Below are 20,259 nucleotides of genomic sequence, written 5' to 3'. Positions count from 1 at the left end.
ACGCCTGCCCGGCACCCACCCACTGGTAATTCCTTCGCATTTCCGCCATATACACCGGAAAGGCAGACGGAATGATACCATGAGCACAACGGTCGAATTCGCGAGGATGAACGGGCTTGGCAACAAGATCCTGGTTGTTGACTTGCGCGGCCGGCCGGACAAGGTGACGCCTGCGGCGGCGGTTGCGCTCAATGCCGATCCGCAGACTGAGTTCGATCAGATCATGGCGATCCATGATCCGAAGGCCGAAGGCACCGATGCCTTCATCGATATCCTGAATTCCGATGGCTCGAAGGCGCAGGCCTGCGGCAACGGCACGCGCTGCGTCGTGCAGGCGCTGGCAGCCGAGACCGGCAGGAAGGTCTTCACCTTCCAGACGGTCGCCGGCATCCTCAACGCCGTCGAGCACGAGGACGGGACGATTTCGGTCGATATGGGCCGGCCGGTGTTCGATTGGGACAGGATCCCGCTGGCGGAAGAATTCCACGACACCAGCCGCATCGAACTGCAGATCGGCCCGATCGACAACCCGGTACTGCATTCGCCCTCGGCGATGTCGATGGGCAATCCGCATGCAATCTTCTGGGTGGACAGGGACGTGATGTCCTATGATCTCGCCCGTTTCGGACCGCTGCTCGAAAACCACCCGATGTTTCCCGAGCGGGCCAATATCACGCTGGCGCAAGTGACCTCGCCGACATCCCTGACGACGCGCACCTGGGAACGCGGCGCGGGACTGACGCTCGCCTGTGGCTCGGCCGCCTGTTCGGCTGCCGTCAGTGCTGCGCGCACCGGCCGCACCGGCCGCAAGGTGACGATCAATGTGGCAAGCGCCAAGCCGCCGGCCACGCTTTCGATCGAATGGCGCGAGCGCGACGATCACGTCATCATGACCGGTCCGGCCGAATGGGAATGGTCGGGCAGGCTCGATCCTTCGACCGGTCTCTGGTCGCGCGAGGGTACCCGAGAGGCGGAGGCGCAGTGAGCGGCATCGAGGTCATTACCTTCGGCTGCCGCCTCAACACATATGAATCCGAAGTGATGAAGGCGCAGGCTGAAAAGGCCGGGCTCAACAACGCCGTCCTGGTCAACACCTGTGCCGTGACCGGCGAGGCCGTGCGCCAGGCACGCCAGGCGATCCGCCGGGCACGGCGTGACAATCCGCATGCCCGCATCATCGTCACCGGCTGCGCCGCGCAGACGGAAAAGCAAACCTTCGCCGCGATGGCAGAGGTCGATGCCGTGCTCGGCAACGAGGAGAAGCTGACGAGCGCCTCCTATCGCGGCCTGCCGGACTTCGGCGTTTCGGCCGAAGAGAAGCTCCGCGTCAACGATATCATGAGTGTCAAGGCGACGGCGCCGCAGATGGTCAGGCATATCGACGGCCACGTGCGCGCCTTCATCCAGGTGCAGAATGGCTGCGACCATCGCTGCACCTTCTGCATCATTCCCTATGGCCGCGGCAATTCCCGCTCCGTGCCGATGGGAGCTGTCGTCGACCAGGCCCGCAATCTCGTCGACGGCGGTTACCGCGAGATCGTGCTGACCGGCGTCGATGCCACCAGCTATGGCGGCGATCTGCCCGGCGCCCCGACGCTCGGGCTTTTGGCCAAGACGCTGCTGAAACAGATCCCTGATATTCGCCGCCTGCGGCTTTCCTCGATCGACAGCATCGAAGCCGATGCCCATCTGATGGATCTCATCGCCGACGAGCCACGCTTCATGCCGCATCTGCATCTGTCGCTGCAGCACGGCGACGACATGATCCTGAAGCGCATGAAGCGCCGGCATTTGCGCGCCGATGCGCTGCGTTTCATCGAGGATGCGCGCCGCCTCCGCCCCGAGATGAGCTTCGGTGCCGATATGATCGCCGGCTTTCCCACGGAAACCGAAGAGATGTTCGAGAATGCCGTCCGGTTGGCCGAAGAGGCTGGTATCGCCCATCTGCATGTCTTCCCCTACAGTCCGCGTCCCGGCACGCCGGCAGCGCGCATGCCGCAGCTCGACCGGTCGCTGGTCAAGGATCGCGCCGCAAGGCTGCGCGCCACTGGACATAGGCTGCATCAATCCCATCTCGATGGGATGATCGGAACCCGGCAATGGCTGCTTGTTGAAAACAACGGCCTGGCGCATACGGAGAACTTCACGCTGGTCGCGGCACCCGGCCTTCGTCCCGGCGAACTTGTGCCGGTCACGATCACCGGCCACAATGGCAAGCATCTCGACATGCAATTGACGGCCGCAGCAGCGGCCTGACTTTCACGGAATTCCCATGGCGCTCAGTTTCATCAAAAAGGTCTTTACCTTCGGCAAGGACAAGCCGGCGGAGACGAGCGCGGTGGAGGCCGAGTTCGAACAGCAGTCGCCGGACGCGGTCTTGCCGGTCGCCGATGATCCCGTTCTGCCCGAGGAAATGGACATGGCCGGCGGCCCGGCCGCCGATATCGGCGACGGTGGGGTCGAGGCGCCAAGTATCATCGAGGAGCCAAGTATCATCGAGGAGGCAGTGCCGCTTCCTCCTGCGGATCAGATGAGCGATTTCGGCCTGGTGCCGCTCTCGCTGCTGGAGGCCGAAGCCGAAGTCGAACAAGTTGCGGACGCCTTGCCTTCCGGTTCCTCGGACGATGCCATTGACGATGAGACGCCTAATGCTGCCGAAGCCGTCGTCGAGATTATAGAGACGCTGCCCGAAGAGATTTTGGCGCCTGACGTGGAAGACGACATCTCCATTCCGCCGATCCCTCCGGCTGCGGAGATGCCGGACAAGGCAGAAGAGGACATCCCGCTTGCGCAGCCCTCCGAGGCGGCCATCGAGCAGCCGAGGCCAGAATCCCCCATCCTCCCCAAGGGTTTCGCCACCGGCCGTTCGGTCGTCGAGCCGGAGCCGGTTATCTTGCAGCCGAAGCTCAGCTGGTTCCAGCGCCTGCGCAACGGCCTTGCGCGCACCTCTTCGCAGCTGACCAGCCAGATCACTGCGCTCTTCACCAAGCGCAAGCTTGATGACGAGACGCTGCAGGATCTCGAAGATCTGCTGATCCAGGCCGATCTCGGCGTCGAGACTGCCATGCGCGTCACCGACACGCTTGCTTCCGAACGCTACGGCAAGGATGTCACCGGCGAGGATGTCAGCCGGATCATGGCGTCCGAAATCGCCAAGGTCCTGAAGCCGGTCGCCAAGCCGCTGCAGCTCGACCTCTCGCACAAGCCGCATGTCATCCTCGTCGTCGGCGTCAACGGCACGGGCAAGACGACAACGATCGGCAAGCTTGCGGCGAAGCTTTCCGGCGCGGGGCTGAAGGTGATGCTGGCCGCCGGCGATACTTTCCGTGCGGCGGCGATCGAGCAGCTGAAAATCTGGGCCGACCGGACGAAATCCGAATTCATCGGCACCAAGCTCGGCGCCGATGCCGCCGGCCTTGCCTATGATGCCTTCGAACAGGCGAAGGCGAAAAAATGCGACGTGCTGATCGTCGATACCGCCGGCCGCCTGCAGAACAAGGCCGAGCTGATGGCCGAGCTCGAGAAGATCGTGCGCGTGCTCGGCAAACTCGATCCCGATGCGCCGCATACCGTGCTGCAGACGCTCGATGCCACGACGGGGCAGAACGCGCTCAGCCAGGTCGAGATCTTCCGCAATGTCGCCGGTGTCAACGGGCTGATCATGACCAAGCTCGACGGCACGGCGCGCGGTGGCATTCTCGTTGCCATTTCCGCCAAGCACAAGCTGCCGGTCTATTTCATCGGCGTTGGCGAGGGCGTCGAGGATCTGGAACCGTTCGAGGCCGAGGATTTTGCCCATGCCATTGCCGGACTTGGGCAATGATGCCACAGATATGCCGCCGAAGGCCTGCAAGGCACGGCCGGAAACAGGTTTCCAGGAAAACAGGTTTGAAGAACGCATGAGCACCGAAAGCGATATCACCCCGACCGCGGCCGACCGGCATCATCCGCTGCTGAAACTGGCGCTGGAACTCGGGCCGCTGCTGATCTTCTTCTTCGCCAATCTGCGTGGCCAGTGGCTGGTGGAGACGTTTCCTGCTCTTTCCGAATTGGGCGGACCGCTGTTCGTCGCGACCGGCCTCTTCATGGCGGCGACGATCATCTCGCTGATCGTGTCGAAGATCGTGCTCGGCCATCTGCCGATTATGCCCTTTGTATCCGGCATCGTCGTCCTCATCTTCGGCTCGCTGTCGATCTGGCTGCAGAACGAGACCTTCATCAAGATGAAGCCGACCATCGTCAACGCGCTGTTCGGGGTGGCGCTTCTCGGCGGGCTGGCCTTCGGCAGGTCGCTGCTCGGCTATGTCTTCAATGCCGCCTTTCAGCTCGATGCCGAGGGTTGGCGCAAGCTCACCATCCGCTGGGGCATCTTCTTTCTCTTCCTCGCCGTGCTGAACGAAGTCGTCTGGCGCAATTTTTCCGACGGTACCTGGGTCGCCTTCAAGGTCTGGGGCACGATGCCGATCACCATCATCTTCACGCTGGCGCAGATGCCGCTGGTATTGAAGCATAGCATCAATCTGGAAACGGACGGCGAGAAGTGAGCGCTGCAGAGGCCGAATACCGCGTAAGGCACCAGACCTTTTGGTTCGCCGCCTGCCTTGCGGTTCTGATCATTCAGATTGCCGCCGAATATCTGATGGGCCGCGTGCCGATCTGCGCCTGCGGTTATGTCAAGCTGTGGGAGGGCGGGGTCAATACCAGCGGCAATTCGCAGCATCTGTCGGATTGGTATACGCCGTCGCACATCATCCACGGCTTCCTGTTCTACGGGCTCGCGCATCTCATCCTGCGCGGCAAGCCGCTGGCGGCAAGGCTGCTGCTGGCGCTGGTGATCGAATCCAGCTGGGAACTGCTCGAGAATTCGCCTCTCATCATCGACCGCTACCGCACGGCGACGATCGCGCTCGATTATTACGGCGACAGCATCCTGAATTCGGCGATGGACACCATCTTCATGTGCGTCGGCTTCTTCTTCGCGCGGCGCGCGCCAGTGGCGCTCACGGTGGCGATCGCCATCTTCTTCGAGATTTTCACCGGCTACGTGATCCGCGACAACCTGACGCTCAACGTTGTCATGCTGATCTGGCCGGTAGAGGCGATCAAGGTCTGGCAGAGCGGGCTTTAACGCTTCTTTGTCCCAATAGGACCCCTCCCCAACCCCTCCCCACAAACGGGAGGGGCTTAGATGCCGCTCCGCCGCTTTCCGTTTCACCGTTTCATCCGCAGAGAGGCTGATATTTGCTAGAGGCGGGTGCCACGAGTTAGTCCCTCCCCCTTGTGGGGAGGGGTTGGGGAGGGGTCTTTGTGGAGTAATCGCTACGAAACCGGCTTGCCGAGCGCCTTTTCCATCGCTGGAAACAGCCCTTCCTTCAGGCTGATATCGTCGAAGGGGCCGACGCGCTTGTAGAGGATCGTGCCGTCTGGCCCGACCAGATAGCTTTCCGGAATGCCGTAGACGCCCCAGTCGATTGCCGCTTTGCCGTTCGGATCGATGCCGATCGCCTGATAGGGGTTGCCGAGTTCGCCGAGGAAACGCAGGGCGTTGTCGCTCTGGTCCTTGTAATTGATGGCGACGATGTTCAGCCGTCCGTCCTTTGCCAGTTCCTTCAATACCGGATGTTCGTCCCGGCAGGGGAGACACCATGAGGCGAAGACGTTGACGAGGGTCAGCTTGCCCTTGATTGCGGCATCGGTCAGCGCCGGCAGGTTGGCGCCGTCGAGCGGCGGCAGGTTCAGCGTGGGCGCCTTGGTGCCGATCAGGGCGGAGGGGATTTCCGCGATGTTCTTGCCATGGAAATCCTGGTCGTAGAGCATCTTTGCGGCTGTCGCCGCAATGCCGCCGAAGACGATCAGCGGCAGAAGCGCCAACGTATAGCGACCCAACCCGCGCGGTTTGTCGGTGGTCTTTTCCGGTGTGTCGTTCATTCGCCGTCCCTTGCGCGCGCCGAGCGGCGGCGGATGCCGGCGGCCTCGAGTGCAGCAAGTTCCCTGCGGCGGGCGCGGCCATCGGCCCAGGTCCAGACCGTCACAGCGATCGTCACCAGGGCCGCGAAGCCGTAGGAGGCGTAGACGTAGAAGGCATGCGTCACGATTTAATCCTCCCGGCTCGCCATGCGGGCAGCAAGGCGGCGCTGGGCGGCGATGCGGCGGCGCCAGATCTCGTTCCTCATAGCCATGATGTGCAGCGTGAAGAAGAGCAGGGTGAAGGCGATTGCCATGATGAACAGCGGCCGCAGGAATTCCGGATCGATCGCCGGGCCGTCGAGGCGCAGCACGCTTGCCGATTGATGCAGCGTGTTCCACCACTCGACCGAGAATTTGATGATCGGGATGTTGACGAAGCCGACGAGGATGAGCACGGCGCTGACGCGCGCGGCCTTCGACGGATCGTCGATGGCGCGGCTGAGCGCAATCAGCCCGAGATACATCAGGAAGAGAACGAAGACGGAGGTCAGCCGCGCATCCCAGACCCACCAGGTGCCCCACATCGGCTTGCCCCAGAGCGAGCCGGTTACGAGCGCGAGCAGGGTGAAGGCGGCGCCGAGCGGGGCTGCGGCTTTGGCGGAGACATCGGCCAGTGGATGGCGCCAGACCAGCGTGCCGATCGCCGAGACGCTCATGATCGTATAGCACATCATCGAAAGCCAGGCGGAGGGGACGTGGATATACATGATGCGCACGGTCTCGCCCTGCTGGTAATCGCCTTCGGTGGCGAAGCTCAGGTAGAGGCCGACGATAAAACAGAGGGCGGTGATGCCGGCCAGCCACGGAATGGCGCGCGCCGCCAGCGCCAGAAATCGCGTCGGGTTGGCGAGATCGCTGAATTTGCTGATGGCAAGGCTCGTTTCGCTCATGTCGCTTCCATACCTTGATCCGGTTTTTCCTGCAATCGAATGCCCCATCAATCCGCCGTGTTTCGCAGCGCCAGGGCGGCGGCTGCTGGGCCGATGACCGCGAAGAAGAGTGTCAAAGCGATGAGAATCAGAAAGGGCGGCAGAAACGGAGCCGGATCTTCGACTGCGGCATAGGTGGCGCTGACGCCGAAGATCAGCACCGGGATGGTCAATGGCAGCACCAGGATCGAGACCAGCAGGCCGCCGCGGGGCAGTGCCACGGCAACGGCGGCGCCGACGGCGCCGATGAAGGTGATGGCGGGCGAGCCGACCAGCAGCGTCAGCATGGTCGCGCCGATCGCCGTCTCGTCCATGTTCATGAAGAGGCCGAGCAGCGGCGAGGCGATGACCAGCGGCAGGCTGGTGGCCGTCCAATGGGCAAGGCATTTGACCAGCACGGTGAGGACGAGCGGCGTTTCCTGCATCAGCATCAGATCGAGCGATCCGTCGTCGCGCTCGGCCTGGAACAGGCGGTCGAGGCCGAGAAGGGCGGCGAGCAGCGCGCCGATCCAGACGATGGCGGGGCCGATGCGCGACAGCAGCTTGAGATCGGGGCCGACGCCGAAGGGAATGACGGCGACGATGGTCAGGAAGAACAGCACGCCGATCAGCGCACCGCCGCCGGCGCGAATCGAGAGCTTCAGGTCGCGGAGGAAGAGGGCGGTCATGCGGGGCAGCTCTCTGCATGTGCGGTGGACGGGGCACCCCCCTCTGCCCTGCCGGGCATCTCCCCCACAAGGGGGGAGATCGGCTGGATGCTCTCGCTTCCCCAAACAATCGGCCATCCAAATCGGCAATCCGGTTGCGAGGCGGGAAAGCTGAGCGGCTTGTGATCTCCCCCCTTGTGGGGGAGATGCCCGGCAGGGCAGAGGGGGGTAGCCATACGGAGATACATCACCCCCACACCCCCGCATCCACACCGGCAAAGCCCGTCATCTTCAATTCCTGCGCATTCTTCAGCCCCAGAGGCTGATGCGTTGCCGCCAGCACGATGCCGCCCTTTTCCAGATGCGCTCCAATCAAATCGGCAAACAGCCGGTCAGCGCTGGCGTCGAGTGCCGCGGTCGGTTCGTCGAGGATCCAGACGGGGCGGTGGGCGACGAGCAGCTTGGCGAAGGCTATCCGGCGCTGCTGGCCGGCGGAGAGATAACCGAAGGGAAGGTGGGTGATGCCGGAAAGGCCGACGGCGTCAGCGGCGTCCTCGACGGAAAGGGCGGCAGCGGAGCCTGTATTGCCGAGAAAGCTGCGCCAGAAATCGAGGTTTTCTGCAACCGTAAGTTCATTCTTCATCGCATTTCTATGGCCGAGGTAGTGGCTTGCTTCGCCGGCATGTCTGTCTGCCCCGCTCTCTCCATCGTGAAATTTGACGGTGCCTTTTTCCGGCCTGAGGAGGCCGGCGGCCACACGCAACAAAGTGGACTTTCCCGATCCATTTCTACCGGTCAGGATAAGCGCCTCACCGGCTGCCAAGTGAAAGGAAATGTTAACGAAAATGAGATCCTCACCGCGCCTTGCAGCTAGATTTTCGGCGGTGAGATGCATGCGTCGGCTCTTTCCTGGTTTCGGCTTGCGGCGGGGTCAAAAAATGTCCGATTTTGACTGTCCTCGGGTATGGCAAGTTTTTAGGAAATTATCTATAAGACCTGCAACCACGCCAGCGGTCGGCGTGAATTTCATCCTTGCGCCGAACTTGGAGCGTCTGTTCCACGTGCGGACAGCGGAAATGGCCGTACCCGCATCCTGATGTGCATTAAGTGCATAGGCGTTCGCACGACTGTGTTGGCTATCAGAAACGGGGTATCTCGTGTCTAAATCTCTTGACAGTTTCAATTGTCGTTCCACGCTTTCCGTCAACGGGAAGGACTATGTCTATTACAGCCTGCCCAAGGCTGAGGCAAACGGTCTGGCCGGCGTGTCGAAGCTTCCCTATTCGATGAAAGTGCTGCTCGAAAACCTGCTGCGCTTCGAAGACGGCCAGTCGGTCACCAAGGAGCACATCCTGGCCGTTGCCGAGTGGCTGAACAATAAGGGTGCGGTCGAAAACGAAATCGCCTATCGCCCGGCGCGCGTGCTGATGCAGGACTTCACCGGCGTTCCCGCCGTCGTCGATCTCGCCGCGATGCGCGACGCGATGGTGTCGCTCGGCGGCGATCCCGAGAAGATCAACCCGCTCGTTCCCGTCGATCTAGTCATCGACCACTCCGTCATCGTCGACGAATTCGGCACGCCGCAGGCCTTCGCCCGCAACGTCGAGCTGGAATACCAGCGCAACGGCGAGCGCTACCGCTTCCTGAAGTGGGGCCAGCAGGCCTTCAAGAATTTCCGCGTCGTGCCTCCCGGCACCGGCATCTGTCATCAGGTCAATCTCGAATATCTCGGCCAGACCGTCTGGACCAAGGAAGAGGACGGCGAGACGATCGCCTATCCCGATACCTGCGTCGGCACCGACAGCCACACGACGATGATCAACGGTCTCGGCGTTCTCGGCTGGGGTGTGGGCGGTATCGAAGCGGAAGCTGCGATGCTCGGCCAGCCGGTCTCGATGCTGCTTCCCGAAGTCATCGGCTTCAAGCTGACCGGCAAGCTCAAGGAAGGCGTCACGGCGACCGACCTCGTTCTCACCGTCGTGCAGATGCTGCGCAAGAAGGGCGTCGTTTCAAAGTTCGTCGAATTCTTCGGCCCTGGCATGGACAATATGCCGCTCGCCGACCGCGCGACGATCGGCAACATGGGCCCGGAATATGGCGCCACCTGCGGGTTCTTCCCGGTTGACGGCGAAACGATCAACTACCTTACCATGTCCGGCCGTACGCATGACCGGATCGCCCTCGTCGAAGCCTATTCGAAGGCGCAAGGGATGTGGCGCGAGGGCGACGGCTCCGAGCTCGTCTTCACCGATACGCTGGAACTCGATCTTAACGACGTCGTGCCGTCGATGGCTGGCCCGAAGCGTCCGGAAGGCCGCATTTCGCTTGAGAACATCGCGACCGGTTTTGCCGGCTCCATGGATGCCGACTACAAGAAGCCCGGCCAGTTGAACAACCGCTATGCGGTTGAAGGCACCGATTTCGATCTCGGCCACGGTGACGTGGCGATCGCTGCCATCACGTCGTGCACCAACACCTCCAACCCGTCAGTGCTGATCGCCGCCGGCCTTCTTGCCCGCAACGCCGTTGCCAAGGGCCTGAAGACGAAGCCGTGGGTGAAGACCTCGCTGGCACCTGGAAGCCAAGTCGTCGGCGAATATCTCGCCAAGTCGGGCCTGCAGGCCGATCTCGACAAGCTCGGCTTCAACCTCGTCGGCTTCGGCTGCACCACCTGCATCGGCAATTCCGGCCCGCTTCCGGCACCGATCTCGAAGACGATCAACGACAAGGGTCTTATCGTTTCCGGCGTTCTCTCCGGCAACCGTAACTTCGAAGGCCGCATCTCGCCTGACGTGCAGGCGAACTATCTCGCATCTCCGCCGCTGGTTGTCGCTTATGCGCTTGCCGGCACCGTGCAGATGGATCTGACCAAGGAGCCGATCGGTGAAGACCAGAGCGGCAACCCTGTTTATCTCAAGGACATCTGGCCGACTTCGAAGGAAGTCCAGGAATTCATCCTGAAATACGTGACCCGCGAGCTTTACGAATCCAAGTACGCCGATGTCTTCAAGGGCGACGTCAACTGGCAGGCCGTCCAGGTTCCGCCGGGGCAGACCTATGCCTGGGACGACAATTCGACCTACGTGCAGAACCCGCCTTACTTCGTCGGCATGGGCAAGAAGGGCACCGGCGTTTCCGACATTAAGGGCGCCCGCGTGCTTGGTCTGTTCGGCGACAAGATCACCACCGACCACATCTCGCCAGCCGGTTCGATCAAGGCGGCATCGCCAGCCGGCGCCTACCTCATCGGCCACGACGTCGCCGTTGCCGACTTCAACCAGTACGGCACGCGCCGCGGCAACCATGAAGTGATGATGCGCGGCACCTTCGCCAATATCCGCATCCGCAACCACATGCTCGGCCCGAACGGCAAGGAGGGTGGCTACACCATCCATTACCCGTCGAAGGAAGAGACCTCGATCTACGACGCCGCGATGCAGTACAAGCAGGAAGGCGTGCCGCTCGTCATCTTCGCCGGTGTCGAATACGGCAACGGCTCCTCGCGTGACTGGGCTGCCAAGGGCACCAACCTGCTCGGCGTCAAGGCGGTGGTCGCCCAGTCCTTCGAGCGCATCCATCGCTCGAACCTCGTCGGCATGGGCATCATTCCCTTCGTCTTCGAAGAGGGCACGACCTGGCAGAGCCTTGGCCTCAAGGGCGATGAACTCGTCACCATCGAAGGCCTGGAAAAGATCAAGCCGCGCGAAAAGAAGATCGCCAGGATCACCTATGGCGACGGCACCGTGAAGGAGGTTCCGCTGCTGTCGCGCGTCGATACGCTCGACGAGGTGATCTACCTCAACAATGGCGGCATCCTGCAGACGGTTCTGCGTGATCTCGCTGCCTGATTTTCAGAGCATGATGCCGAAAAGTGTGAGCGGTTTTCGGACGACATCATGCTCTTCTTCTTTGATCTAGATCCGGATTCAGATTTTAGGCCGGGTCGGCCTAAAATCATCCGGATCTAGGAGACTTGACTGATAATGGCCGCCGGAGAGCAGTTTCCGGCGGCTTTTCTTTGCGGCGACAGTATTTAAACGGGGCTCACGATGATTTGTTTTGCGCAAGTTCCCGTCGAGCTACGTCTCACCCGTTCGTGACTTTTCGTTTGGGCCCGGAAGGATTATTCGTACGTTCATATGTCAGAGCCTCCGGTTCGAACAGGCCGTCGGCGCTGAAAAAGAGGTGCAGGTGAATGTCCCCCCGTTTTTTGATTCCGCTGATCGCCGGCGTTGTTCTCTCAGGCCCGTTGCAGGCTGAAGACGGCACGCCGAAAGGTGTCGTCGAACTCTTCACGGCGCAGGGCTGCTCCTCCTGTCCTCCCGCTGATGCCGCTTTCCGCAAGCTGGTGAACCAGGGCGATGTCATCGCGCTCGCCTATCATGTCGATTACTGGAATTATCTCGGCTGGGCCGATACGCTAAGCTCCAAGGAAAACACCGAGCGGCAGTATGGCTATGCCAGGACGATGGGCCGCAGCAACGTCTACACGCCGCAAGCCATCGTCAACGGACGCGGCCATCTGGCCGGCGCCGATCTCAACGGCATCAACAGCAAGATCGACACCTTTAGCAGCGAAGGCAACGGCCTGACCGTTCCCATCAGTGCCGCGATGCGCGGCGATGAGCTGGAGATCAAGATCGGCGCGGGGCAGGGCAAAGCCAATGTCGTGATGGTCTATTTCGACAAGGAAAAGACAATCGACGTCGAAAAGGGCGAGAACAGCGGCCAGAAGATCTCCTATCTGCATAGCGTCACCAATGTCGAAACCGTCGGCATGTGGGACGGCAAGGCGACCAGTCTGACGCTGCCGGCCAGCGTCCTGCAGCGGCCGCAGCTCGAGGGCTGCGCGATTCTGCTGCAATCGGCGACCGCAGACGGCGATCCGGCTGCGATACTTGGCGCGACCGTAGTGATGGCTGGAAAAAATATCTGAAATTTCATCCGGTTACGGATGAAATGCTGGGGCGGCCCGGCCGAGCGTATTCGGGGCTGGGGTTAAGGTCGATACGCTCCGCCGGGCCCTTTGGCGCGCTGGCGCCAAACTGGAATTCATAAATCTCCTGCAAATGAGGCGCTGTTTTGACTGAAATGCGGCGCTGTAGAGAAAGCGTTGGTCTGCCCAGCACATCACGGCTTCCGAAAATCGGACCCAGCTTTCGGGAGGCATGATGCGCAGACTCAAGTGCTAGAGCGTCCTTGCGCGAGAGACGCGCGGCGCTGTGGTGCGGCCGAATGTGGCGGACGGCACTCTTGCAATTTGCAGCGGCTCGGGCAAACTGTCACTCTCCTGTCACATGTGGAGGCCTTGTGAGACTGATGACAGATCAGCCGGATTTGCGACACGGCGAAAGCCGTTCCGTCGACCACAGTTCCTCAGTCGTCGTCGATCTCAGGGAATACAAGCAAAGCAAGGACCCGCTTCCGGTGACCTTTCACCGGCGCGAACTGGACGCGATCCTCTGGATCTACGGCCGTATGGTCGGTGACGGTGAATGGCGCGACTACGCCATCGATCACCTGAAGGACCGGGCAGTCTTTTCCGTCTTCAAGCGTTCCGGCGAAATGCCGCTCTTCCGCATCGAGAAAAACCCGAAGCTCGCCGCCAAGCAGGGCGCCTATTCCGTGATCAACACCAACGGCACGATCCTGAAGCGCGGTCACGAGCTGAACCAGGTGCTGAAGGTGTTCGACAAGGCCCTGAAGCTGGTCGACAAATAAACCCGCATCAGCCGTCAAACAGCGTGCCGGGATAGACGGACGGATCCGGATCGCTCGTCATGGCTTCGCCGAGCGCGCGCTGCATGAACATCGTGTCCAGCCAGCGGCCGTGCTTGTAGCCGGTGCCCTTCATTAGACCAACCTCCTCGAAGCCGGCCGTGCGATGAAGCGCGATCGAGGCGGGGCTGGCGCCGCCGATGACGGCTGCCATCTGACGGAAACCGAGTCCGGTGCAGCGGTCGATCAGTTCGGCGAGCAGCGCCTTGCCGATGCCCCGGCCCCGGGCTTCAGGCGCCAGATAGATCGAATCCTCGACCAGCCAGCGATAGGCAGGACGCGTGCGAAAGGCTGAGGCATAGGCGTAGCCGAGCAGGGTTCCATCCGCATCGGTTGCGGCAATATAGGGATATTGCTGGCTGACGATCGCCGAAAAACGCAGCGCCATCTCGGCCTCGGAGGGCGGCACGATCTCATAGCTCGCGACGCCGTTCAGGACGGATTCGCGATAGATATCGGCAATGGCGGGAATATCGGCGTTCGAGGCATCGCGCAGGAGGAAGGACATTTCGCGGCAGGTCCATAGGAGTGGGTAAGGCCTTCAAACCACCCCGCGAAAGCCCGCGCAACAAAAAAGGCGGCCGAAGCCGCCTTTTCGATCTCAGTCTGTCCTGCTTATTTACGGTTGCCCATGAACTGCAGCAGGAACATGAAGAGGTTGATGAAGTCGAGATAGAGCGTCAGCGCGCCCATGATCGCCTTGCGACCGGCGACGGCGACGTCATCGGCTTCCAGGTACAATTCCTTGATCCGCTGTGTATCGTAGGCGGTTAGGCCTGCGAAGATCAGGACGCCGAGCACCGAGATTGCGAACTGCACGGCGGACGACGCCAGGAAGATGTTGACGATCGAGGCGATGATCAGGCCGAAGAGACCCATGATCAGGAACGAGCCCATCGCCGACAGGTTACGCTTCGTCGTGTAGCCGTAAAGCGACAGCGCGCCAAAGGAGGCGGCGGTGACGAAGAAAGTCTGGACGACGCTCTGGCCCGTGTAGATCAGGAAGATCGACGAGAGCGACAGACCGACGAGCGCGGCATAGACCGCAAAGGTCGTCTGGGCGGCGGCCACCGTCATGGTATTGATCCGGAAGCTCAGGAAGAACACCAGGGCCAGCGGCGCCAGAATGACCACCCACTTCAGCGGGCTCACATAGATCGCCTGACCGAAAGCGGTCAGCTCGCCATTGGCGAAGGCGAATTGGAACGACAGATATGCGGCCACACCGGTGATCGCCAGACCCAGCGCCATCAGGTTGTAGACCTTGAGCATATAAGCGCGCAGGCCTTGATCAATCATCTCGCCGGTCTGAGCGCGGCTTTGATAGTTACGAAGATCAGCCATAATTTCCTCTTACAAGCTCCGATGGAAATACGGTGTCGGGGTTTTCGACCCGGGCGCCGCTGCGGAGCTCCAGCATGCCTGCGAACAATATGAGGCTTTCGCCCATTGCAAACAAGAGGCTTGCAAAGCCTCGGCCGGTTAAATCGCCGTAAGGTGAAGGGTTTGAGTGCCGCTGCCCGGTCAAAGCTCGCGCAAAACGGGGGCCGCCTTTTTCCCAAGGATGCGCCAGGTGCCGATAAGGCCGATGCCGACCGTCAGGACGAGCGCGGTCACAAGCGTCAGTCCCGCCACGTCGGGCAGAAAGGTCGAGGGCAGACGCATGATGCGGGCGACGATGAACCAGGCGGCAACGCCGCCGGCGATCAACGCGAAGATCGCAGTCGCAAGCCCGAGGATCAGATATTCGTAGCTGAAGGCGCGGATCAGCATGGCGCGCGTGGCGCCGAGCGTCTTCAGCACCACCGCGTCGTGGGTGCGCGCCCGATTTCCGGCGGCAAGCGCGCCGGCAAGGACGAGGATCGAGGCGATGAGGGCGACGGAGGCCGCAGCGCGGATCGCGGTCGCAAGCTGCCCGACCAGCTGGTTGACGATATCGATCGCGTCCTTGACGCGCACACTGGTGATCGTCGGATAGGTATTGGTGACCGATTTCAGGATCGCCGCATCTTCGGCCGGTGTCGAGGAGGGATCGGTCAGCGTCGCCAGCCACGCATGCGGGGCGCCGCGGAAGGTATTCGGCGAGAAGACCATGACGAAATTGATCGACAGCGATTCCCACTCGACGCGGCGCAGATTGGCGATCTTCGCCGTAATGTTGCGGCCGAGCACGTTGACGGTGACCTTATCGCCGATCTTGAGGCCGAGCTCATGCGCCTCTTCCGAGGAGAAGGAGACGAGTGGCTCGCCGCTGTAATCCTTGTCCCACCATTTGCCTTCGGTGAGGGCGGCGTTCTCCGGCAGGGTTTCGGCATAGGTGATGCCGCGATCGCCGTTCAGCACCCAGCGGCCGGCTGCCGGCACGTTCATCTTGGTGACGTCCTCGCCGTTGAAGGCGATGATCCGGCCACGCAGCATCGGCACTTCAACAAGCTTGCCCTGCGGCGCCTGGCCCTGGACGAGATCGCGGAAGGCATCGACCTCGGCGCTCTGGATATCGACGAAGAAGAAGTTCGGCGCACCCTCGTTCATCCGGCCGGTCAGCTGCTGGCGCAGGTTCCCGTCGATCAGGGTGAGGGTCACCAGCAATGCCAGGCCAAGGCCGAGCGAGAGCACGACCGAGGGGGTCAGTGCGCCGGGGCGGTGGATGTTGCCGATCGCAAGTCGCAGCGCTGGCGAATTGACGCGCGGGCTGCGGCGCGCGAGCCAGGCGATCAGCGCGGCGACCAGGCGCAGGACGACGAAGGCGAAGACGATCGCGCCGACGAAGACGACGGCGATGAAGCGGTCATAGGCAGTGAGGATGGCAAGCCCGGCAAGGGCGGCCATGAACAGGGCGGCAAGCAGGATGTAGGGCCAGGAGGGCAGACGGCGGGCCTCGAAGCCCTGCTCGCGGAAGAGTGCGGTCGCCGGCACTTCGCGGGCGTGGCCGAGCGGCAGGATGGCGAAGGCGAGCGTCGTCAGGATGCCGAAGAGCGTGGCGAGCAGCAGGGCGCCGGGATAAAGTGTCGGCGTCGTGGAGACCGGCAGGAATTGCGCCAGGAATTGCGCGGCGAACATCGGCGACAGGGCGCCGATGACGAGGCCGATCAGAATGCCGCCGAGAGCGATGATGGCGATCTGGATGAGATAGATCAGAACGACGACCTGCGCCGGCGCACCGAGACATTTGAAAGTGGCGATGGTGGTGCGTTTGGAATCGAGAAAGGCGCGCACCGCATTGGCGACACCGACGCCGCCGACGATCAGTGCGGTGAGGCCGACCAGCGTCAGGAACTGCGAGAAGCGGGTGATGTTTTCGGTGAGCGAGGGCGCGGCACGGTCGCTGGTGCGGATCGCCCAGCCGGCGGAGGGGAATTCTTTGGAGGCGCGCGCCTGGATGCCCGACATCGCGGCCTTGTCTTCCAGCCGGATCTTGTAGGCGTGTTCGACCAGGCTTCCCGTCTGGATCAGCCCGGAGGCTTGGAGCGCCTGGCGGCCGACGAGCAGACGCGGCGCAAAGCCAAAACCTTCCGACAGTGCGTCCGGCTCGGTTTTCACCGTGCCGGTGATGCTGAGCTTGACGTTGCCGAGCAGCAATTCGTCGCCGACCGCAAGCCCGAGCCGATCGAGAAGCAGTGGGGCTGCGACCGCGCCATAGGTGCCGCTTTGGCCCGAAAGCAGTGCGGCAAGCGGATAGTCCGGCTCGGCCACGAACTTGCCGTAGAGCGGGTAGGCGTCATCGACGGCCTTGACCTCGACCAGCGCCTGATCGGAACCGTCGGGCTTGCGGGCCATCGAACGTAGGCCCGTTGACACCGAAACGGTGCCGAGGCCTTCGAGGAAGCCTATTTCCTGAGGTGTGGCTTCGCGGTTGTTGAGTTCGAAACGGACGTCGCCGGCCAGCAGTTCCTGCCCCTGCGAGGCGATCGTATCGGTGATCGACTGCGAAACGGAATTGACGGCGGCAATCGCGCCCGTGCCGAGCGCGATGCAGGCAAGAAAGATGTAGAAGCCGCGGATGCCGCCGCGCAGCTCACGCAGTGCCAGGCGAAAAGCGAGCGAGACGCGTGGCGTGATGATCCTCATGCGATCGCCGCTTCGCTGCGGCGGGCGGCGCTGTCGCCTTCGATCCTGCCGGAGCGGACGCGAATCTGGCGCGAGCATCGGTTTGCAAGCGAGACGTCGTGGGTGACGAGAAGCAGGGTCATGCCGCGTTCGGCCTGCTTGGAGAACAGAAGGTCGGCGATCTGGCGGCCGGTCTCGGTATCGAGATTGCCGGTCGGCTCATCGGCGATCAGCAGGGCCGGTGACGGGGCGAGCGCCCTGGCGATCGCCACGCGCTGCTGTTCACCGCCGGACAACTGGCCGGGGTAGTGGTTCAGCCGTTCGCCGAGGCCGACCGATTTCAGCTCGCGATGAGCGATCTCGAAGGCGTTGCTGACATTGGCGAGCTCGAGCGGCACGGCGACGTTTTCCAGCGCCGTCATGTTGGCGATCAGGTGGAAGGACTGGAAGACGATGCCGATGTTGCGGCCGCGGAAATCGGCGACCTGGTCCTCGCTGAGGCTATGGAGCGGCGTATCGTTGATGTTGATCTCACCGCTGTCGAGTTTCTCCAACCCGGCAAGCACCATCAGCAGGGTGGATTTGCCGGAACCGGAAGGGCCGACGATGCCGACGGATTCACCGGCAGCGATATCGAGATCGATGCCCTTCAACACATGGACGGAGGCGGCTGCGCTGCCAAGGGTCAGATCGGCGCCCTTCAACTCGATAATGGTTTTTGCCAACAGAAATCGCCCTATATAAGTCCGTAATCGAATGGCCGCATAACGGCACCTCGCCAATCTAGGGAAGCCAGCATGAGATTTAAAGTTGCCGCCCTTCAATTCACCGTCATTGCCGTCTCGCTGATCCTTGCTACTGCAGCCGATGCCCGGACGATCAATCTCGTCGGTTTTGGGGACAGTTTGATGGCGGGCTACCAGTTGCCGCCCGGCGATGGCTTTCCGGAAAAGCTGCAGGCGGCCTTGAAGGCGAAGGGGCTCGACGTCACCATTGCCAATGCCGGGGTCTCCGGCGACACGACGACAGCAGGGCTCGCGCGCGTCGACTGGTCGGTACCCGACGGCACCGATGGCGTCATTCTTGAGCTTGGCGCCAACGATGCGCTGCGCGGCATCCCGCCGGAGGAGAGCGAAAAGAATCTCGATCAAATGATTACCCGGCTAAAGGAGCGCGGGATTGCCGTGCTGCTTGCCGGTATCATAGCGCCGCCGAACATGGGGGCGGATTATGCCGGACGATTCAACCCGATCTATCAGAAGCTCTCGGAAAAACATGGGCTTCCACTCTATGCCTTCTTCCTCGACGGCGTCGCGCTGGAGGCCGGGTTGAAGCTCGACGACGGCATGCATCCAAATACGAAAGGCGTCGACGTCATGGTCGAAAAGATGGAGCCTGCTGTCACAAATTTCGTCGAAACGATTTCTTCTGTGAAGAAATAGGGGCTTGCGCGGTTGTTGATTGCGTGATTCCGTGTGAGCACCTGCAAAAGATTCGGGGAGTGCTCGTGATGCCGAGACTGTTTACCGCCCTCGAAATTCCGCGCAATGCGGCGATGAGTCTTTCATTGCTGCGCGGTGGCCTCCCCGGAGCACGATGGATCGATGTGGAAAATTACCACATCACCCTGCGCTTCATCGGTGATGTCGACGGCCGCACGGCCGATGAAATCGTTGAACGCCTCGACCGGATCGACCGGCCGGAATTCCAGTTCCGGCTGGAAGGCATCGGTTCGTTCGGCTCCAAGAAACCACATTCCGTCTGGGCCGGCGTCTCGCAGTCGCCTGAAATGCATGCTCTGCAGGGCGAGATCGAGCGCATCTGCCAGCGCATCGGCCTGCCGCCGGATCCCCGCAAATTCATGCCACATGTGACGCTGGCGCGGCTCAAATCCTCGCGGCTCGACGATGTCGTGCAATATCTGGCCGGACGCGGCAACTTCCACACAGCAACCTTCACCGCACCGCGCTTCGTGCTGCTTTCGTCGCGCGAATCGGTCGGCGGCGGGCCTTACCTCACCGAGGAAGTGTTTCCGCTACACGAGGCGCGCTCGACGCCCAGCGTTTCGAGCAGCCTGCAGCAGCCGGTCAAGAGCCTGGTGTAGACCAGCTCGAAACCGCCCGGGCCGCCATAATAGGGATCGGGAATGTCCTCTCCCGTTCCCAGCGCGGTGTCACCGAAAAGGTGGATATTCGCCCCATGCGGCGCGCTCTTTTCGAGCGCCGCCAGGTTGTCGCGGTCCATGGCGAGGATCAGATCGAAATCCCTGAAATCCCTCGACTGAATGCGCCGGGCGCGCTGCCCCGATATGTCGATGCCGTGGTTATTCGCGGTGGCGATCGAACGCTGGTCGGGCGACTCGCCTTCATGCCAGCCGCCGGTGCCGGCGGAATCGATCGTAAAACCGCCGGTCAACCCTGCCTCGGCGACGAGATGTCCAAAAATTCCCTCCGCGAGCGGAGAACGGCATATATTGCCCATGCAAACGAAGAGGATGCTGATGCGTTTCATCGGTAAACCTGTCGGACAGAGAAGAGGACCATGGCATGAAAATGGAAAGACTGGAACGGACGGCAGTTGAGGCGCAACTGACCGAGCTTTCGGGCTGGGTGCTCAATGATGCGGGTTCGTCGATATCGAAGACGTTCAAGTTCGCTAATTTCGTCGAGGCTTTCGGCTTCATGACGCAGGCAGCACTTGCGGCCGAGAAGCTCAACCATCATCCCGAATGGTTCAACGTCTATTCCAGGGTGGATGTGACGCTGAACACGCATGATGCTGGCGGACTGACGGAGCTGGATTTCAAGCTCGCCAAAGCAATGGAGAAGGCTGCGGCGCGCGGTGTTGTTTGAAAGCGGGGCCGATTGAAAGGGGCCGATTGAAAGACTGGG

General features: G+C 61.8%; 21 protein-coding genes. 11 read left to right on the top strand and 10 right to left on the bottom strand.

Annotation, left to right across the window (positions count from 1 at the left end):
• Positions 1–79 precede the first annotated feature (79 nt).
• The 5 genes from dapF (at position 80) to ELH03_RS20545 (ending at position 5,128) form a co-directional block, all read left to right on the top strand.
• Positions 80–985: a diaminopimelate epimerase gene (dapF, locus tag ELH03_RS20565; RefSeq protein ID WP_128411861.1), complete on the top strand. Its 906-nt coding sequence runs from the start codon at positions 80–82 to the stop codon at positions 983–985.
• Positions 982–2,256 carry a tRNA (N(6)-L-threonylcarbamoyladenosine(37)-C(2))-methylthiotransferase MtaB gene (mtaB, locus tag ELH03_RS20560; protein WP_128400372.1) on the top strand — a complete coding sequence of 425 codons (1,275 nt, stop codon included), beginning with the start codon at positions 982–984 and terminating at the stop codon, positions 2,254–2,256. Before dapF ends, mtaB begins: the two co-directional genes overlap by 4 nt.
• A 16-nt stretch (positions 2,257–2,272) precedes the next feature.
• Positions 2,273–3,823, top strand: a complete 1,551-nt coding sequence (ftsY, locus tag ELH03_RS20555; RefSeq protein WP_128400371.1) for a signal recognition particle-docking protein FtsY — start codon at positions 2,273–2,275, stop codon at positions 3,821–3,823.
• Positions 3,824–3,899: 76 nt separating this feature from the next.
• A complete protein-coding gene (locus ELH03_RS20550) occupies positions 3,900–4,544 on the top strand; it encodes a septation protein A (protein ID WP_128400370.1) in 645 nt (214 codons plus the stop codon).
• Complete coding sequence (locus ELH03_RS20545) at positions 4,541–5,128, top strand: DUF2585 domain-containing protein (RefSeq protein WP_128400369.1); 588 nt, start codon at positions 4,541–4,543, stop codon at positions 5,126–5,128. The genes ELH03_RS20550 and ELH03_RS20545 overlap by 4 nt, the downstream gene beginning before the upstream one ends.
• A gap of 191 nt (positions 5,129–5,319) precedes the next feature.
• Here the strand turns inward: ELH03_RS20545 and ELH03_RS20540 are convergent, their stop codons facing one another.
• The 5 genes from ELH03_RS20540 to ccmA form a co-directional block, all read right to left on the bottom strand.
• Entirely contained in the window at positions 5,320–5,928 is a 609-nt protein-coding gene (locus ELH03_RS20540) for a DsbE family thiol:disulfide interchange protein (protein WP_018243972.1), read from the bottom strand.
• Entirely contained in the window at positions 5,925–6,092 is a 168-nt protein-coding gene (ccmD, locus tag ELH03_RS20535; RefSeq protein ID WP_047620282.1) for a heme exporter protein CcmD, read from the bottom strand. The genes ELH03_RS20540 and ccmD overlap by 4 nt, the downstream gene beginning before the upstream one ends.
• A gap of 3 nt (positions 6,093–6,095) precedes the next feature.
• Complete coding sequence (locus ELH03_RS20530; protein ID WP_128400367.1) at positions 6,096–6,857, bottom strand: heme ABC transporter permease; 762 nt, start codon at positions 6,855–6,857, stop codon at positions 6,096–6,098.
• Positions 6,858–6,904: 47 nt separating this feature from the next.
• The gene (gene ccmB / locus ELH03_RS20525) at positions 6,905–7,564 is read right to left on the bottom strand and encodes a heme exporter protein CcmB (RefSeq protein WP_062941327.1); all 660 of its coding nucleotides are present in this window, start codon (positions 7,562–7,564) and stop codon (positions 6,905–6,907) included.
• Positions 7,565–7,790: 226 nt separating this feature from the next.
• A complete protein-coding gene (ccmA, locus tag ELH03_RS20515) occupies positions 7,791–8,438 on the bottom strand; it encodes a heme ABC exporter ATP-binding protein CcmA (RefSeq protein WP_130659340.1) in 648 nt (215 codons plus the stop codon).
• A gap of 262 nt (positions 8,439–8,700) precedes the next feature.
• On the opposite strand from ccmA, the gene acnA reads away from it, so the two are divergent.
• The 3 genes from acnA (at position 8,701) to ELH03_RS20500 (ending at position 13,264) form a co-directional block, all read left to right on the top strand.
• Positions 8,701–11,391 carry an aconitate hydratase AcnA gene (gene acnA, locus ELH03_RS20510; RefSeq protein WP_128411859.1) on the top strand — a complete coding sequence of 897 codons (2,691 nt, stop codon included), beginning with the start codon at positions 8,701–8,703 and terminating at the stop codon, positions 11,389–11,391.
• A 347-nt stretch (positions 11,392–11,738) separates the two neighbouring features.
• Complete coding sequence (locus tag ELH03_RS20505) at positions 11,739–12,479, top strand: DUF1223 domain-containing protein (protein WP_128400363.1); 741 nt, start codon at positions 11,739–11,741, stop codon at positions 12,477–12,479.
• A gap of 383 nt (positions 12,480–12,862) precedes the next feature.
• On the top strand, positions 12,863–13,264 hold the full coding sequence (locus tag ELH03_RS20500) for a DUF2794 domain-containing protein (protein WP_018448249.1): 402 nt from the start codon (positions 12,863–12,865) through the stop codon (positions 13,262–13,264).
• A 7-nt stretch (positions 13,265–13,271) separates the two neighbouring features.
• On the opposite strand, the gene ELH03_RS20495 is transcribed toward ELH03_RS20500, so the two are convergent.
• The 4 genes from ELH03_RS20495 to ELH03_RS20480 form a co-directional block, all read right to left on the bottom strand.
• Entirely contained in the window at positions 13,272–13,829 is a 558-nt protein-coding gene (locus tag ELH03_RS20495; protein WP_128400362.1) for a GNAT family N-acetyltransferase, read from the bottom strand.
• Between the two features lie 107 nt (positions 13,830–13,936).
• Entirely contained in the window at positions 13,937–14,665 is a 729-nt protein-coding gene (locus tag ELH03_RS20490) for a Bax inhibitor-1/YccA family protein (RefSeq protein WP_128400361.1), read from the bottom strand.
• Between the two features lie 180 nt (positions 14,666–14,845).
• On the bottom strand, positions 14,846–17,389 hold the full coding sequence (locus ELH03_RS20485; RefSeq protein WP_128411858.1) for an ABC transporter permease: 2,544 nt from the start codon (positions 17,387–17,389) through the stop codon (positions 14,846–14,848).
• Positions 17,386–18,093 carry an ABC transporter ATP-binding protein gene (locus ELH03_RS20480; RefSeq protein WP_128400359.1) on the bottom strand — a complete coding sequence of 236 codons (708 nt, stop codon included), beginning with the start codon at positions 18,091–18,093 and terminating at the stop codon, positions 17,386–17,388. Before ELH03_RS20480 ends, ELH03_RS20485 begins: the two co-directional genes overlap by 4 nt.
• A 72-nt stretch (positions 18,094–18,165) precedes the next feature.
• On the opposite strand from ELH03_RS20480, the gene ELH03_RS20475 reads away from it, so the two are divergent.
• Both ELH03_RS20475 and thpR read left to right on the top strand, forming a co-directional pair.
• The gene (locus tag ELH03_RS20475) at positions 18,166–18,810 is read left to right on the top strand and encodes an arylesterase (RefSeq protein ID WP_128411857.1); all 645 of its coding nucleotides are present in this window, start codon (positions 18,166–18,168) and stop codon (positions 18,808–18,810) included.
• Between the two features lie 68 nt (positions 18,811–18,878).
• Entirely contained in the window at positions 18,879–19,472 is a 594-nt protein-coding gene (thpR, locus tag ELH03_RS20470; protein WP_128411856.1) for an RNA 2',3'-cyclic phosphodiesterase, read from the top strand.
• Here the strand turns inward: thpR and ELH03_RS20465 are convergent.
• A complete protein-coding gene (locus tag ELH03_RS20465) occupies positions 19,379–19,879 on the bottom strand; it encodes a low molecular weight protein-tyrosine-phosphatase (protein ID WP_128411855.1) in 501 nt (166 codons plus the stop codon). The genes thpR and ELH03_RS20465 overlap by 94 nt on opposite strands.
• A gap of 35 nt (positions 19,880–19,914) precedes the next feature.
• Between ELH03_RS20465 and ELH03_RS20460 the strand changes: the two genes are divergently transcribed.
• Complete coding sequence (locus ELH03_RS20460) at positions 19,915–20,220, top strand: 4a-hydroxytetrahydrobiopterin dehydratase (RefSeq protein ID WP_128400355.1); 306 nt, start codon at positions 19,915–19,917, stop codon at positions 20,218–20,220.
• Positions 20,221–20,259: the final 39 nt, after the last annotated feature.

It is taken from the genome of Rhizobium beringeri, assembly GCF_004306515.1.
Classification (GTDB): domain Bacteria; phylum Pseudomonadota; class Alphaproteobacteria; order Rhizobiales; family Rhizobiaceae; genus Rhizobium; species Rhizobium beringeri.
The sequence above is the reverse complement of the archived record's forward strand: the minus strand, read 5'-3'. Positions and strand labels throughout refer to the sequence as shown.